The sequence below is a fragment of the Citrobacter sp. RHBSTW-00881 genome, assembly GCF_013728515.1.
GTDB classification, from domain to species: Bacteria; Pseudomonadota; Gammaproteobacteria; order Enterobacterales; family Enterobacteriaceae; genus Citrobacter; species Citrobacter braakii.
In genome coordinates this window covers 1,338,695-1,354,078 of the sequence record NZ_CP056269.1, presented here as the reverse complement: position 1 = coordinate 1,354,078, position 15,384 = coordinate 1,338,695, and the positions used below count along the sequence as shown (strand labels likewise).

Annotated in this window: 13 protein-coding genes; 6 read left to right on the top strand and 7 right to left on the bottom strand. The window is 54.7% G+C overall.

The annotated features are described in order from the left end of the window. The first annotated feature begins 5 nt into the window (after positions 1 to 5). The gene (locus HV311_RS06440; RefSeq protein WP_404842028.1) at positions 6 to 1,067 is read left to right on the top strand and encodes a fimbrial protein; all 1,062 of its coding nucleotides are present in this window, start codon (positions 6 to 8) and stop codon (positions 1,065 to 1,067) included. 3 nt (positions 1,068 to 1,070) lie between these two features. Here HV311_RS06440 and hcaR read toward each other — a convergent pair whose 3' ends face one another. Continuing rightward, positions 1,071 to 1,952, bottom strand: coding sequence for a DNA-binding transcriptional regulator HcaR (hcaR, locus tag HV311_RS06435; protein ID WP_191220876.1), 882 nt, complete (start codon positions 1,950 to 1,952; stop codon positions 1,071 to 1,073). 135 nt (positions 1,953 to 2,087) lie between these two features. On the opposite strand from hcaR, the gene hcaE reads away from it, so the two are divergent. From hcaE to hcaD, 5 genes are read left to right on the top strand one after another with little or no spacing between them, the layout of a single operon-like run. Continuing rightward, entirely contained in the window at positions 2,088 to 3,449 is a 1,362-nt protein-coding gene (hcaE, locus tag HV311_RS06430; protein ID WP_191220875.1) for a 3-phenylpropionate/cinnamic acid dioxygenase subunit alpha, read from the top strand. Beyond that, entirely contained in the window at positions 3,446 to 3,964 is a 519-nt protein-coding gene (hcaF, locus tag HV311_RS06425) for a 3-phenylpropionate/cinnamic acid dioxygenase subunit beta (RefSeq protein WP_191220874.1), read from the top strand. The genes hcaE and hcaF overlap by 4 nt, the downstream gene beginning before the upstream one ends. Next, a complete protein-coding gene (hcaC, locus tag HV311_RS06420) occupies positions 3,964 to 4,284 on the top strand; it encodes a 3-phenylpropionate/cinnamic acid dioxygenase ferredoxin subunit (protein WP_016154025.1) in 321 nt (106 codons plus the stop codon). Before hcaF ends, hcaC begins: the two co-directional genes overlap by 1 nt. After that, positions 4,281 to 5,093: a 3-phenylpropionate-dihydrodiol/cinnamic acid-dihydrodiol dehydrogenase gene (gene hcaB / locus HV311_RS06415; RefSeq protein WP_019077395.1), complete on the top strand. Its 813-nt coding sequence runs from the start codon at positions 4,281 to 4,283 to the stop codon at positions 5,091 to 5,093. The genes hcaC and hcaB overlap by 4 nt, the downstream gene beginning before the upstream one ends. Before the next feature lie 9 nt (positions 5,094 to 5,102). Next, positions 5,103 to 6,305, top strand: a complete 1,203-nt coding sequence (gene hcaD, locus HV311_RS06410; protein ID WP_191220873.1) for a phenylpropionate dioxygenase ferredoxin reductase subunit — start codon at positions 5,103 to 5,105, stop codon at positions 6,303 to 6,305. A 101-nt stretch (positions 6,306 to 6,406) separates the two neighbouring features. Here hcaD and HV311_RS06405 read toward each other — a convergent pair whose 3' ends face one another. From HV311_RS06405 to HV311_RS06380, 6 genes are all read right to left on the bottom strand, one after another. Then, the gene (locus HV311_RS06405) at positions 6,407 to 7,288 is read right to left on the bottom strand and encodes an aldose 1-epimerase (protein WP_016157153.1); all 882 of its coding nucleotides are present in this window, start codon (positions 7,286 to 7,288) and stop codon (positions 6,407 to 6,409) included. Between the two features lie 9 nt (positions 7,289 to 7,297). Then, positions 7,298 to 8,359 (bottom strand): zinc-dependent alcohol dehydrogenase family protein, encoded by a 1,062-nt coding sequence (locus tag HV311_RS06400; protein ID WP_049041530.1) that lies wholly within the window; start codon positions 8,357 to 8,359, stop codon positions 7,298 to 7,300. A gap of 27 nt (positions 8,360 to 8,386) precedes the next feature. Further along, positions 8,387 to 9,379 carry an ABC transporter permease gene (locus tag HV311_RS06395; RefSeq protein WP_016154030.1) on the bottom strand — a complete coding sequence of 331 codons (993 nt, stop codon included), beginning with the start codon at positions 9,377 to 9,379 and terminating at the stop codon, positions 8,387 to 8,389. 27 nt (positions 9,380 to 9,406) lie between these two features. After that, positions 9,407 to 10,924 (bottom strand): sugar ABC transporter ATP-binding protein, encoded by a 1,518-nt coding sequence (locus tag HV311_RS06390; protein WP_191220872.1) that lies wholly within the window; start codon positions 10,922 to 10,924, stop codon positions 9,407 to 9,409. 30 nt (positions 10,925 to 10,954) lie between these two features. Continuing rightward, entirely contained in the window at positions 10,955 to 11,938 is a 984-nt protein-coding gene (locus tag HV311_RS06385; RefSeq protein WP_016157157.1) for a substrate-binding domain-containing protein, read from the bottom strand. Between the two features lie 139 nt (positions 11,939 to 12,077). Next, on the bottom strand, positions 12,078 to 15,359 hold the full coding sequence (locus tag HV311_RS06380) for a DUF5107 domain-containing protein (RefSeq protein WP_191220871.1): 3,282 nt from the start codon (positions 15,357 to 15,359) through the stop codon (positions 12,078 to 12,080). Between the last annotated feature and the right edge of the window lie 25 nt (positions 15,360 to 15,384).

Here is a 15,384-nt window from a genome sequence, read left to right as displayed (position 1 = left end):
CGTGGATGAAAAATGGGATTGCCGCCGCGCTGCTGGCGCTATCTATCGCCCCGGTCTACGCGGAGAACGGGTCCTGCGCCGCAGCAGGTCGCTTTAACGCCGATGTCTCCAGCGACTGGACACAAGCCCAGAACGTCGCCGGAACCTCGCTGGAGCTGCCGACACCGCTCTCGGGCGGTGCCTATCAAATTGATTGCGACTGTGGCGCGGGTAGCAGAGTGGCGCTGTTCTATACGGTCACCAGCGCGCTACCCGGAATCGGTCAACTCAGCGGCTTTTACCATCTGAATGATAATCTGGATATTAAAACCGAAGTTGACGATATTCCCGGCGCCACAGCCGTCTTACCGACAAACCGTGACCCATTGAGAGAAAATGGCTCGTATGAAATAAACAACCCCAAAGGCAGCGTGTGTACCGACGATCCGGCGGAGAATCGCGCCGCGCCGGTGACGATAGGCGCACGTACCCGTTTTACGCTGTACGTCACCAAACCCTTCTTAGGTGAACTGGTGATTCCAGATACCCCAATCGCCTCCGTACGGGCAGGATGGAGCACGACGACCTCCCCTCCGTCAATGAGCAGCCTGGGAGATATCGCCGAACTGCGCATCCAGGGGAGCATTACCGTGCCTCAGGACTGTAAAATCAACCAGGGCGACGTCATTCAGGTCGATCTCGGTTATATCAACACCAGCCGTTTCACTACTCGTAATGAGATGCCGGACGGCTATACACCAGTCAATTTTGATATTGTCTACGACTGTGGCGATACATCAAGCATCAACAATAAGATGGAAATGAGGATTGATGGCGATGATCTGCTTGATCAGTACACATTAGTCGCCCGCCGCCGGGAGGCCGATAATACCCCAGACATCGGCGTGAGAATGGCTCGTATCGACGACACCCACATCAATATCCCGTTCACAAATGGGTTAATCGGTATCCATCCTTCCGGCCGGGGGGTCATCAGCCTGGAGGCATGGCCGATCAATCTCCTCGGTGGAACGCCAGCCCCAGGTAAATTTAGCGGTACAGCCACGATTACCGTTCTCGTGAAATAGCGGTTACTCTATCCTCTGGCGTTGTGCCAGTTCGATGAATTGCTGCAGGGCGGGCTTTAGCTCGCCCTTCTTCCATGCCATCAACAATGCCAGCGTTGGCGCTTCACCGACGATTGACCGAAAAACCACCTGCCCGGTATTAAAATTATTCATATAACCGGGTATCAAAGTCACCCCCAGCCCCATGCCGACCAGATTCATGGTCACCAGAATATTGGTCGCTACCTGCACAATTTTGGGCTGGCTTTTCTGCTGCTGAAACCAGTTTTTGACAATCATCGCTAGCGCCCCGGAATAAGCGGGATCGGTACTGACAAAATTTACGCCGTGTAACTGTTCTGCGGAGATCGCTTGCTCATTGGCTAACGGATGATTCACCGGTAACACCACGACCAGCGGCTCATGAATCAGCTCCAGATAATCCAGCTCCGGGCTGTACACCGGGTGACGCATTAAGCCCACATCCAGTTCTCCGTTGAGGATCCTTTCTTCCTGTTCGGTGGTTATCAGGCTTACCAGCTCAATGTGTGTATCCGGTTGTTTTAAACGAAATAAGGGCAGCACCTTCGGGAGCAAATTCACCTCAGCGGAAGGGACAAAACCAATAGCGAAATGATTATCTTCCTGCCCCGTTTTACGGGCGCGAACTTTGGCATTTTCCGCCTGCTCAAGGATCGCCAGCGCGTCCTGTAAAAAGCACTCCCCCGCCGCCGTCAGCGCAACTTTTCGCTTGTCCCGCACCAGTAACGGAACGCCCACGCAGGTTTCCAGATCGCGGATCTGGCTGCTTAACGACGGCTGAGAGGTATGCAGCTTTTCTGCCGCCCGGGTGAAATTCAGCGCCTGCGCCACCGCCACAAAATAGCGTAAGTGCCTCAGTTCCATGCCCTTCTCCTTGTTATCGAAAAAATGTCTCAACTGGTAGAAATTTACTATTTCACAGATTGATAACTAACCAGCAACATCCTTATGGCACAAAAATAGAAGGTCAATACATCTTATCTTTCAGGATTAAAAAATATGACCACACCCTCAAATTTAGACATCTACCAACTGATCGACACGCAAAACGGTCGTGTAACCCCACGGATTTATACTGACCCAGAAATTTACCAACTGGAGCTGGAGCGCATCTTCGGGCGCTGCTGGCTATTTCTCGCCCACGAAAGCCAAATCCCCAAAGCCGGTGATTTTTTTAACACCTACATGGGCGAGGATGCGGTCGTGGTGGTTCGCCAGAAAGATGGCAGCATCAAAGCGTTTCTCAACCAGTGCCGCCACCGGGCGATGCGCGTCAGCTACGCCGACTGCGGGAACACTCGCGCCTTTACCTGCCCGTATCACGGCTGGTCGTACGGTATCAATGGCGAGCTGATCGACGTTCCGCTGGAGCCTCGCGCTTACCCGCAAGGGCTATGCAAATCGCACTGGGGACTGAACGAAGTTCCTGGCGTAGAGAGCTATAAAGGGCTGATTTTCGGCAACTGGGACACCACCGCGCCCACGCTACGCGATTATCTCGGCGACATCGCGTGGTATCTCGACGGTGTGCTTGACCGCCGCGAAGGCGGCACAGAAATCGTCGGCGGCGTACAGAAGTGGACCATCGACTGTAACTGGAAATTCCCCGCCGAACAGTTTGCCAGCGATCAGTATCACGCATTGTTCAGCCATGCCTCCGCTGTGCAGGTGTTGGGGGCAAAAGACGACGGTAGCGATAAACGCCTCGGTGACGGACAAACCGCTCGCCCGGTGTGGGAAACCGCCAAAGATGCACTACAGTTCGGCCAGGACGGGCACGGCAGCGGCTTCTTCTTTACCGAAAAGCCGGATGCCAACGTGTGGGTCGACGGCGAAGTCTCTAGCTACTACCGCGACACCTACGCAGAAGCTGAACAGCGTCTGGGTAAGGTTCGTGCTCTGCGTCTGGCCGGTCACAACAACATTTTTCCAACGCTTTCCTGGCTCAATGGTACCGCTACGTTGCGCGTCTGGCATCCGCGCGGTCCTGATCAGGTTGAAGTGTGGGCGTTCTGTATTACCGATAAAGCCGCCTCTGATGAAGTGAAAGCCGCATTTGAAAACAGCGCTACGCGCGCTTTTGGCCCCGCCGGATTCCTTGAGCAGGACGACTCGGAAAACTGGAGTGAAATTCAAAAACTGCTGAAGGGTCATCGGGCGCGTAATAGCAAACTGTGCCTGGAAATGGGGTTAGGTCAGGAGAGACGTCGTGAAGACGGCATTCCGGGGATCACCAACTACATCTTCTCAGAAACCGCCGCCCGCGGCATGTATCAGCGCTGGGCTGATTTACTCAGCAGCGAAAGCTGGCAGGAAGTGCAGGAAAAAACCGCCGCTTACCAGCAGGAGGTGATGAAATGAGTGCTTTAGTTTCCCTGGAACTGCATCACCGCATTACGCAGTTTCTCTACCATGAAGCCAGCCTGCTGGATGACTGGCAGTTTCGCGGCTGGCTGGCACAGCTGGATGACGACATTCGCTATACCATGCGCACAACGGTCAATGCCCAGACGCGCGACCGTCGCAAAGGCGTGCAGCCGCCAACCACCTGGATTTTTAACGACAACAAAGATCAGCTTGAACGCCGTATTGCGCGACTGGAAACCGGGATGGCCTGGGCAGAGGAGCCGCCGTCGCGTACCCGGCACCTGATCAGCAACTGCCAGGTCAGTGAAACCGAAGTGCCGGATGTGTTCGCCGTGCGCCTTAACTATCTGCTGTATCGCGCGCAAAAAGAGCGCGATGAAACCTTTTACGTCGGCATGCGCATGGACAAAGTGCGCCGTTTACCGGGCGATGAGTGGCGCTTACTGGAGCGTGAGATCGTGCTGGATCAAGCGGTGATCACCTCCCATAACCTGAGTGTATTGTTCTGATGAGTCGTATTTATGCCTGCCCCGTAGGGGATTTGCCGGAGGGTGAAGCGCTCCGGCTCGACACCTCGCCCGTCATCGCGCTGTTCAACGTTGGCGGCGAGTTTTATGCCATTAACGATCGCTGTAGCCACGGTAATGCCTCGATGTCGGAAGGTTATCTGGAAGACGATGCGACGGTGGAATGCCCGCTGCATGCCGCCAGTTTCTGCCTGAAAACCGGTAAGGCGTTGTGTTTACCTGCCACCGATCCGCTGACCACCTACGCGGTGTACGTGGAAGGTAGCGATGTGTTCGTTGATATTCCAGAGGACGCGAGATGAGCGATTTACGCGATAACGTGGTCTTTATCACCGGCGGCGGCTCCGGTCTTGGCCTGGCGCTGGTCGAGCGTTTCATTGAGGAAGGCGCGCGGGTCGCCACGCTGGAACTTTCGCCAGCCAAAGTCGCCAGCCTGCGCCAACGTTTTGGCGAACATGTGCTGGCAGTAGAAGGCAACGTCACCTGCTACGCCGACTATCAGCGCGCGGTGGATCAAATTCTGGCGCGCTACGGCACCCTGGACTGTTTGATCGGCAACGCCGGGATATGGGATCACAACGCCTCGCTGGTCAATACGCCAGCGGACGCGCTGGAGAGCGGCTTTCATGAGCTGTTTAACGTCAACGTGCTGGGCTATTTGCTGGGTGCAAAAGCCTGCGCCCCTGCACTTATCGCCAGCGAAGGCAACATCATCTTTACCCTTTCCAACGCGGCGTGGTATCCCGGCGGCGGCGGTCCGTTGTATACCGCCTCTAAACATGCCGCCACCGGGTTGATTCGCCAGTTAGCCTACGAGCTGGCGCCAAAGGTGCGCGTCAACGGCGTCGGTCCGTGCGGCATGGCGACCGATCTGCGCGGCCCACAGGCGCTGGGCCAGGGCGATACGTCGATTATGCAGTCGCTGACGCCGGAAAAAATCGCCGCCATTTTGCCGTTGCAGTTTTTTCCTGAGCCAGCGGATTTTACCGGCCCGTATGTGATGCTGGCGTCAAAGCGCAACAATCGCACATTGAGTGGCGTGATGATCAATGCCGATGCCGGTTTGGGCATTCGCGGTATTCGTCACGTTGCCGCCGGACTGGATCTCTGAGGAGGCGTTATGAGCCATAAAGTTATCGCTATCGTCGGCGGTGGTCAGGCTGCGGCAATGGCCGCCGTCGCACTGCGTCAGCAAGGATTTAACGGCGAATTGCATCTGTTTTCCGATGAGCCGTATCTGCCCTATGAACGCCCTCCGCTCTCCAAAGCGATGCTGCTGGACGAAAATCCACAGCGACAGCCGATCCTGAACGCTGACTGGTGGCGGGAGAACAACGTACAGCTGCATCTTGGCGTCACGCTGCGTCAGATTGACCGCACCTCGCGCACGCTGATGCTCGCCGATGGTCAGTCCTACCGCTGGTCGCAGTTGCTGTTGGCGACCGGGGCCGCCGCCAGACCGCTGCCGCTACTGGATAAACTGGGCGAACGTTGCTTTACCCTGCGTCACGCCACAGATGCCGAGCGTCTGTGCGGTGCCTTGCTGCCGGGCAAGTCGATTGTGATTGTCGGTGCGGGCACCATTGGCCTGGAATTAGCGGCCAGCGCGATCCAACGCGGCTGTAGGGTGACGTTAGTGGAGCTGGCCTCAACGGTAATGGGTCGCAACGCCCCTGCTCCGGTGCGCGACTATCTGCTAAACCGCCACCGACAGGCAGGGGTGCGGGTGCTGCTCAACAGCGCCATTGAGCACGCTGAAGCGGGAGAGTTTCTCTCGCTTACCCTGCAAAACGGCGAGACGCTACAGGCCGATGCGCTGGTTTATGGCATCGGCATCGTGGCGAATGATGCGCAGGCTCGCGAAGCGGGGCTGGAGACGGCTAACGGTATTATCGTTGACTCCGCCTGCATCACCTCCGATCCCGCGATTTTCGCCGCCGGTGATGTGGCGATAACGCGCCAGCCTGACGGTTCGTTAGAACGAGTAGAAAGCTGGGAAAATGCCAATAACCAGGCACAGATTGCCGCTGCCGCAATGCTCAACCTGCCGTTGCCGGAGAAGACGCCAGGCTGGTTCTGGACCGACCAATTTAATGACAATCTGCAATTTGTTGGCGATATGCAAGGGCAAACATGGCTATGTCGTGGCAATCCGGATGACGGCAAGGCTATCTGGTTCCACCTGCGTGATGGGAAGCTAATTGGCGCAGTAGCGCTCAACAACGGACGCGAAGTGCGCGCACTGCGTAAGTTAATTCATTCAGGACGAGTAGTAAGCGAGGAAGCGCTATGCGATGAAGGCGTAGCGCTGAAGTCGTTGTGATAGCAGCCTGATAAGCGCATTTTTGCCCAGTCAACAACGCCGGAATAAGTATAGAAGCCGCCGAAGTTGACGTTATTCCTGCCCGTTTCCGGGCAGGGAGTTTAATAAGACTGAATATTCAGAGTCATCTTTTGCCGCATGCTTTCGCCGCATGCCAACAGGGTTAACTGACCAAAATCCGGGCGATGGTGATCGTCAGGCGCATGGCTCATGGGTTCAAAACAGAAAAAATCGAATGCATATCCCTTATCAAATGCCGGATCGGAAACAAAAACAAAATAGCAGGGCGCAGGTGGCTCGGTAGTCATCAAAAGCTGATACCCCAAATCGGGTTGCTGGATTGCCGCAGCCCCATCCCAGCCGGAGAAACCATTATTCACCCAATGTTCAGGCAGCGGAGCGGGCTGATTGAAATCCAGCTCTTGCGGCAAGCTCTCCTGGTGCGCGCCGGTTAGCCAGTGTTCTTTCTCAAGCCAGTAGCCGTTGGCATGCGCCTGTATACGGGTTCCCGGCGACAGCGGGAAATAGGGATGCCAGCCCAGGCCAAACGGGAGCGAATCCCCCTCATTGGTGACGATCAGTTCAACCTCAACCCCGCTGGCGCTCAGGGTAAAAACCTGCTGCGCCGTATAAAGATAGACTCCCTGCCGATGGATATACTCCAGTCTGAGCTGCGTCGGAGAGTGTGCCACACAGCGCCAGCGATTCAGCCAGCCATCGCCGTGAAGGTAATGGCGGTCCCACTCAACGTTAGGTTGCAGCTGATGCTCTCCCGCCGGTGAGCGAAACCGATTTCCGCTCACCCGGTTACCGAACGGCACGAGGGGGAAACAAGACGATTCCACCGCAATTCCGCTTTTCAGGCCTGGGCGCAGCACGGGGCTCATTTCCCCCTGATGTTGCCACCACAGTCCCTCAATCGCCCCGCCCTGCTCCGCAACCTGAAGCCGCAGATTGCTATTTTCCAGCGTATAAAGCGTCATCTGGCCCCCTTAATCCGGAAAGTTAATAACCACTTTGCCGCACTTCCCGCTCGCCATCAGCGCATAGGCTTCCCCTGCCTGTTCAAGAGAAAAACGATGCGTAATCGCACTATGCGGCCAAAGCTTCCAGTCGGTCAGATCGCGGGCGCATTTCTCCATATGGAACAGGCTGGTTACCCAGGAGCCAATAATACGCCGCTGGTGATGCATCAGGTCGGCACTCACTTCAAATTCAACTTTCCCGGTTTCACCGATATAGACAACCCGCCCCCAGTCCGCTGTCGACTGCAATGCCAGCAGACGACCCGCTGCATTACCGGAACAATCCAGCGCCACGTCCGCGCCGCCGTGCGTCAGTTCGGCAATCAGCGCCGGTAGATTCTCCGTCGTGGCCAGGAATCCGTTGTCCATCACGCCCAGCTGTTTTGCCGTCGCCAGGCGATCCGGCAGCATATCAACGCCAATAACGCGCTTCGCCCCACGCCCCTTCGCCAGCATCATGGCCATCATGCCGACAGGCCCGAGGCCGACAACCAAAACGTTGTCACTGCCGGACACTTCGCCACGCAGAATACCTTCGTAGGCTGTCCCAACGCCGCAGCTAATAAACGCCCCGTCTTCATAGCTCAGGGCATCCGGGAGATGAATCAGGTCTTTCTCTTCCGCTAATAAATATTCAGCATGACCCCCGTCGCGCTGCCAGCCGTAGGCGGCTTTGCCCTCCCCGGTACAGGAGATCGGAAAACCCCGTCGGCAGTTGGAACAGAATCCGCAGCCGGAAATATGGTAAACCAGCACCCGGTCACCCGCTTTGAAGTGTCGACAGCCAGCCCCGGTTTCAATAATTTGTCCACAAGGTTCATGACCGTTAACAAACCCCTGATACAATGGCTTATCCGGCGCAGCAGCAGTCCCCCTATGCTGATGATAAATATAATGAACATCGCTCCCGCAAATTCCTGATGACTTCATTTTAATAAGAACCTGATTGATCCCCGGCGTTGGCACAGGAATTTCTCTGAGTTCAACGGTGGAATTTCCCGGTAAAAAAGCAGCCAGCATTGTTTTCATCATTCCCTCTACATAAATTAATAAATATTAATGTTTACTGTTACGTTGGGTCAGCAATATATTCGCCAGCACTGCCACCACAATAATTAGTCCGCGAACAACCTGCTGGAAGAAAGAGTTAATTCCCAGCAGCACCAGTCCATTACCAATAAGGGTAATCACCAGTACGCCTAATAAAGTGCCAAACAGTGAACCGCGACCGCCGGACAGCGCGGTGCCTCCGACCACAACCGCCGCAATGACGTCAAACTCCAGTCCATTTGCCGCCCCCGCATTACCTGAGCCAAGCCTGGCGGCCAACAGAATCCCGGTAATGGCAGCCAGCAAACCGGAGAGCGTAAAAATCAAAATACGCACCCGCTTAACGTTAATCCCGCAAAGCTGCGCGGCGGTCGCATTCCCGCCGGTGGCAAAAACGGAGCGACCAAACGCAGTCTTGCGGCTGATAAAGACAAAGATGACGAACAGAATCAGCATAATGAGTGCCGACACCGGGATGCCAAAAAGCTGCCCACCGAGCCATTCCAGCACCTCATTTTCATCAATCGGTACCGGAAGCGCGTTGGTCATAAACAGTCCCATACCGCGTAAGGCGCTCCACAAACCTAATGTGGCCACGAAGCTTGGAACGCTAAATACGCCACGCAATACGCCAGCAAGCGTGCCCAGCGCGGCGCCCAGAATTAACACCATCAGGCAGGCAAGGCTAAGCGGCACCTGAAACTGTAACAGGAAGGCCAGACAGACGGAGATAAACGCCACCATCGGCCCAACACTCACGTCTATCTCACCGGAAATAATAATGAGCGTCATTGCCCATGCGGCAATCCCAATAGTTGCGGCATCCCGGAGGACGTTCATTTGGTTATTTAACGAAATAAATCCTGGCGCGTTCAATGAAAATACCAGATATAAAATAGCAATAACCACCAGCAAACCAATTTCATTAATATGATTGCTAATAAATTGCTTTGGCGCGGTACTTTTGCCTTGCGGCAGCGTTAATGATGAGGCAGACATCTGTTATTTCCTCAATAAACATAATGGCTAGTGCGTGGATAGAATGGCCGACATTAATTCATCGACATTTACAGGGGCTAAAAGCTCGCGGGTAAATTCGCCGTTTTGCAGCAGCAAAATACGATCGCAAACTAAAGGCAGTTCTTCTATTTCGCTGGAAATGAAGATGACACTTTTTCCTTCTGCGGCCAGCTCGCGTACGATACGATATATCTGCTGTTTGGCTTCAATATCGACGCCGCGCGTCGGCTCATCAAGGAGCAAAATTTCGCTTTCGGCATATACCCAGCGTCCAATGACCACCTTTTGCTGATTGCCGCCCGATAACGTCCCGATTGCGGTCTGCGTATTTGCCGCTTTTACCGTCATCCTGCTCATCACCGCCGCCGTCAGCGCCTGGATCCGCTGCCAGTTCAACACGCCACGTTGACTCACCTTGTGTCGGTTGGTCATTACCGTGTTCTCATCCACGCCCAGTAGCGGAATGATCCCCGCTTCTTTACGGTTTTCCGGGGTATAGCCCACGCCGCTTTTGAGCATTGCGGCATAATCAGGCTGCGAAATATTCACGCCGTTCAGCGTGATTTCTCCGCGGGAAAATGACTCTAATCCAATGATTGCCTTGAGTAATTCGCTACGGCCCGATCCCAGCAGGCCTGCAATCCCCAGGACTTCGCCCCGGTGCAGCGTAAAGCTAATATTGTGCAGCTTTGGCGAGTGGCATAATTGCGCAACCTGCAGAACCGGAGTCTTTAGCGAGATGCCGGGTTTAACCCGCGGGAGATCGATATGTTCCCTGCCCAGCATCAGCGATACGATTTCCTGAGTGGTCGTGCTCTCCAGCGTAACATCCCCGGCGACCTGACCATCGCGCATGATCGTTGCGCAAGAGGCGATACGGCGGATCTCCTCCATGCGATGACTGACATAAATCACGGCGACGCCCAGCGCTGACATCCGTTTTACCGCGTTGATCACCAACTCAACTTCCGCATTAGCCAGCGAGCTGGTCGGTTCATCGAGAATAACCACCTGCGGCTGGCCTTTCATTACACGGGCAATCTCCACCAGCTGCTTTTGTGCCGGACTCAACGTCCCGACTAAAGCATCGGGTAGAACATCAACACCGAGAGCCGCCAGTGCCTCTGTCGCCTGGCGAGCCATCATAGTCTGATTAATCATGCCATTACGACGCGGCCATTGACCAAGACAGAGATTTTCAGCAACCGTCAATCCCTCAACCAGACTCAGCTCCTGGTATACGGCTCTGACCCCCAACTCCGCTGCGCGTCGCGTCAGCGTGGCATCGCTGCCCTCAAGGCGGGTTCCACCCAACCAAATTTCGCCGCTATCAGGACTTTCACTGCCGGTCAGCATACGAATGAGCGTGGACTTTCCCGCGCCATTTTTCCCCAATAGCGCCCGAACCTCACCTTTTGAGAGCATAAAATTCACGTTATCCAGCGCCACGACGCCGGGATAACGCTTATTTCCTGCGACTATCTTCGCGACCGGTGTCGACGTTTTTTCACTTGCTGTCATCACATCTCTACCTCAGTTAACGGACAAGAGTCATCAAGGCAGACCGTCGACATGCGTAGTCAGCCACTGCTTACCATCTTCAGATTTAACGTAGGTATCGATGTCCACAGGGATGATTTTGTTTGCCTGTGGGGTTTTATTAATCACATTCATGGTTTGTGCGAAAACGGCATTGCCCATTTTCTTACCCGAAATGTCGACAACGGCTTTCAGCACCTGATAGCTTTGCAATTCCTGAGCGATTTCCGTTGTCATATCCGAGCCGAACACGGCAATTTTGCCCGCTTTCCCTTGATTGCGGACCGCTTTAACCGCACCCAGCGTCGCCCCGCCGGACTCCCCCATAATGGCGTCCAGACTGGATGAGGAGATAATCAGCTTTTCGCCCACAGAGATGGCTTTATCGAGAACAGTTCCTTCCTGATTCGCGACAATCTGCATATCCGGAACGCGTGCTTTTAGCGCCTCTTCAAAGCCTTTACGCCGCTGCACACAGACCTCGAACGCTTCACAGTTAATTATCGCAATTTTTGGGGCACTGATTTTTTGTGCAATAAAATAATCAGCCGCGGCCTCCCCCAGCTTTTTACCAAATTCAACCGGATCGCCAACCAGGTAGGCAGAGACATACTTGTCCACGCCTTTATCATTGATACAGGTGTTGTAGCAAATCACCGGAATACCGGCTTCACTGGCCCGGCGAACCGCGCGGCTGCTGCCGTTTTCTGAAACGGCAGAGAGAATAATGGCGTCCACGTTGCGCGCGACCAGCGTATCGATAAACGAACTCTCTTTGGAAATATCGCCCTGAGCATTGGTTTCAATGAGCTGAATTTTTGCCTGATTCTCTAGTGCCGCATCCTGAACGCCCTGACGTACGCCAGCGTAATACCCCTGAGTATCAAGGTAGATTGCACCGACGGTAATCTCTTTCTCTGCGCTAAAGCCGGGGAATGAAATACTCAACAACGTTAACAGTAAATATGAAAAAAATGAGACTACCTTATTTTTAGACATACGTGCCTCCTGTAGGGTCAGGCATTTATTGTTGTTTAGCTTCGGCGGAACATAAGCGTCCGCCGGGCGATTTCACATATTCTAAACATCCCGAAGAAAGCGGCGGGTCAGGCCGCTCAAAGATTACAGTAAACGTTCTTTAGTTAATGAGGTGCAGCACGAAGGGCATTGTCTGTCGAAACAGCGCAGCTTTCGCCCAGGCGGGATTGAGCGCTTCCAGCTCAGATAGCGCCTGCTCGTAGCTTGCTCCACCGCCCAGTCCTGCCGTCGCCAGGGAGCGCACAAGCAAACATTTCTCCTGATGCTGCTTTTGGATATCGGCATATAACGAGAGGAGATCGGGTTGGGATACCGCGAAGAAATCGGCCTCCACCTGCTCAGCCTCCATGTGTTGCGACCATTGCAGCATATCGTTGAAAAGCTGGTGGCTGGCCGCGTTTTCACCCGTCATCCGCAAGGCAATACCTTGCCAGAAGAGGTAATCCACCGGCTGATCGTTGTAGTAGCTATGAATGTTGATCGTCCGATCGCCCCGCGCCGCTTTCTGGAAACACTCGACAGCACGTTCTTCCATACCCTGCTGCCGGGCGCAAATCCCCAGCCAGAACCAGATATCGTTATCGGTCTGACCCGGCAACCGTCCTTCGCTGAGGTTATCCGGGTAGTGCAGCGCGGCAGTCAGCAACGCTTCAGCCTGCTGCGGACGCTGGTGCTGAATATGCTGCCAGGCTCGCAAAAGGTGATTGATAATAAACTGACTGGTTATTTTTCCTTCGCCACCTTCCCAGGGATGAAACTTACGCGAAGAAAGGATCCCGGCCGCGTGATCCGTTTTCCCGGCGAGATGCCAAAGATGCAGCAGCTCCGCCGTTAAATCGTCGCGTTTCAGTGCCGTAGCGAGATTTGCCTCCAGCCGGGCAAGGCGTTTGCCTGGCTCTGCGGCAGTGAGCTTATCCAGCAGATCGCGCTCAAACAAAAGACGAGCGTCTTGCGGTTGTTGCTCACACGCTTTATCCAGATACGCCGTCGCCAGACTGGCATCAGACAGTTTATTCCACGCATGAATCGCCAGCCCTCGCCAGGCATCAGCAAAATCAGGGGCCATCTCAACACAGCGCTGCCACAGTTGAGTCGCTCTCTCATAGTTACGTCGGCTGTAGTGAAAGCAGGCGAGCAGGTGCTGAGCAAAATAGCACTCTGTGACATTTTCCAGCGCCGCCACTTCCGGCAGCAGATTGGGAAAACGCACAAAGTCAGGAAACACCTCGCGCGCGCGGTTTATCAGCGCAAGGCGCTCATTCCCCTCGCTCAAACTGGCTTGCAAATAGAGCGGGAGCGTTTTCTGGCAGTTAAGCGCGGTCAGGACGGCTTTCGCCCGCTCAGTCATTCCCCAGTCCAGTAATAATCCGGCGGTCTGCAAGGCGTTAATATCCCGCGACTGGCAGACGCCCACCCAGCGGGCCATGTCCGATTCGGCTGCAGAGATCGTCGCTTTCACCCACCAGAAAGTGGGATTCAGCGGATAGTCACGCAGCAGGTTTTCGGTCTGTTGCAGCGCCTCGTCGCGATGACCGGTGAGGTGCAGTAATAATGTTTCGAGAGACAGCACATCCTGGTTGGTCTGACACGCCAGCAGACTCTGCCTACAAAAATTCAGGGCATCATCGTAACGCTCATTTCGCGTAGCCAACCTGGCAAGCCCGTAATATCCGCCCGCTTTGCTGTTACCACTCCACACTGCGCGCCAAAAATCCTCCTGCGCATCGTGCCATTGCTGTAGCCGTTCTCTGGCGCTGGCGCGGATCAGGCTTGCCTGCCCGCACTGCGGATTTTTGTTCAGGCGATGCGCACGCGCCAACGCCTGAGTGGCATAATCGCTCGCTCGTACGTAGTCGGCGCGATTATATTCCAGCATCGCCAGCGCCAGATTGCAGCGGTAATCCAGTGGATCCAGCTCAAGGCCGCGAAGGTAATAGTCGAAAGGTGAACGGCTGGCGTGGTGATATTGCTCCAGATGCTGGCCGATAAACCACGCCTCATCCACGCTGCCGATCTCATCCGCGCTTAGCGGGGCTTTCGCCACTTCCGGCAGCGGTATCTCCTGCGGCTGATGTTCCTGATAACGCAATACGCTCCTGCCGTGGCGATCGGACAGCGTTATCGTCAGACGAGCGGGATTAATCCCGGTTAACGTCCCCTGAATAACGGCGCATGGCATCAACTCAATCACTTCATCCAACAGCGGCTGCGGGTTCCCCTCTTCGCAAAGGGTAAGACGGTGGGCGGAAAGAGGCGAAATGGCATACACACCCCAGGCGATCCCCTCGTCATCACGCTGTAGTTTAATCACCGCATTGCGCGAGGCGTTCTGTACCATGCCCAGCGAGTGGTAAGGCAGGAAGTATTGCTCAAAACGCTTTTCTTCAAATGGGTCAAGCCAGGTAAAATCCGGTTGGTTATCGGCAAAAATACCGGTCATCAGTTCGATATAAGGCCCATTCTCATCGGTCAGATTTTTATCCCATGCCTGACCAAATTCGCTATACCCCCAGCTCCACTGTTTTTTCCCCGGCGCGATATGATGATCCGCAACATGTAGCAGCCCGCCATTTTCATCATGGCTCCAGGCACCGACAAAATCGTATTCTGACTTTTCCGCCATGTAGGAGGTCGGTACCGGAACATTTTTATAGCGAGAGATATCAACACCCGCCGAATAGTCCACCTTGTAATACGTTCCGGTGGCGATCGGGAAGGCTGAAACTGCACGTTTGCCGTGATCAAACACCGCGGTGACATCCGGTGGAAAGACGCTTTGATGCCCGTCGCCACCTTTCACTGCCGGATTCGCCCACCATAAGAAATGACGCGGCGTGGCATTGCTGTTGTAGACGCGACTGCCAATCTCCAGCGCTGCACGTTGCGGGCGCAGAGTAAATCCGGTCATCACCTGCAGCCCATGCATCGGCTCTGTCTCGCCAACCCACACTGTTTTTGAGCCATCGTCATTTTCGCTAATCGTAAAATCCACCGGCATATACGTAGTGGGTCGATGGTGCTGCGGCCAGTTGAACTCGATCCCCCCGGAGATCCACGGACCAAGCAGCCCCACCAGCGCGGGTTTGATAACGTCATTGTGATAAACGAAATCACGCTGCCTCACCTTATCCCATGCGCGATGCACGCGGCCCCCGAGCTGGGGCAGGATCATGATTTTGATATAATCATTTTCCAGCCATACCGCCTGCCAGGCCTTTAACGTTTTATCCTCGCTCAGCGTATCCGTCACACCGTAGGGATATACGGCCCCGGAAGACCCCTGATAAACCCGATTCTCCAGAAACATGGGATGTACATCCTGCGCCCCCGTTTCATAGGTCGGAATATGTACCGTCTCCTGCCAAACGTTTACTGAACTCATAACGCCCTCAAAGTTAACAAGACAT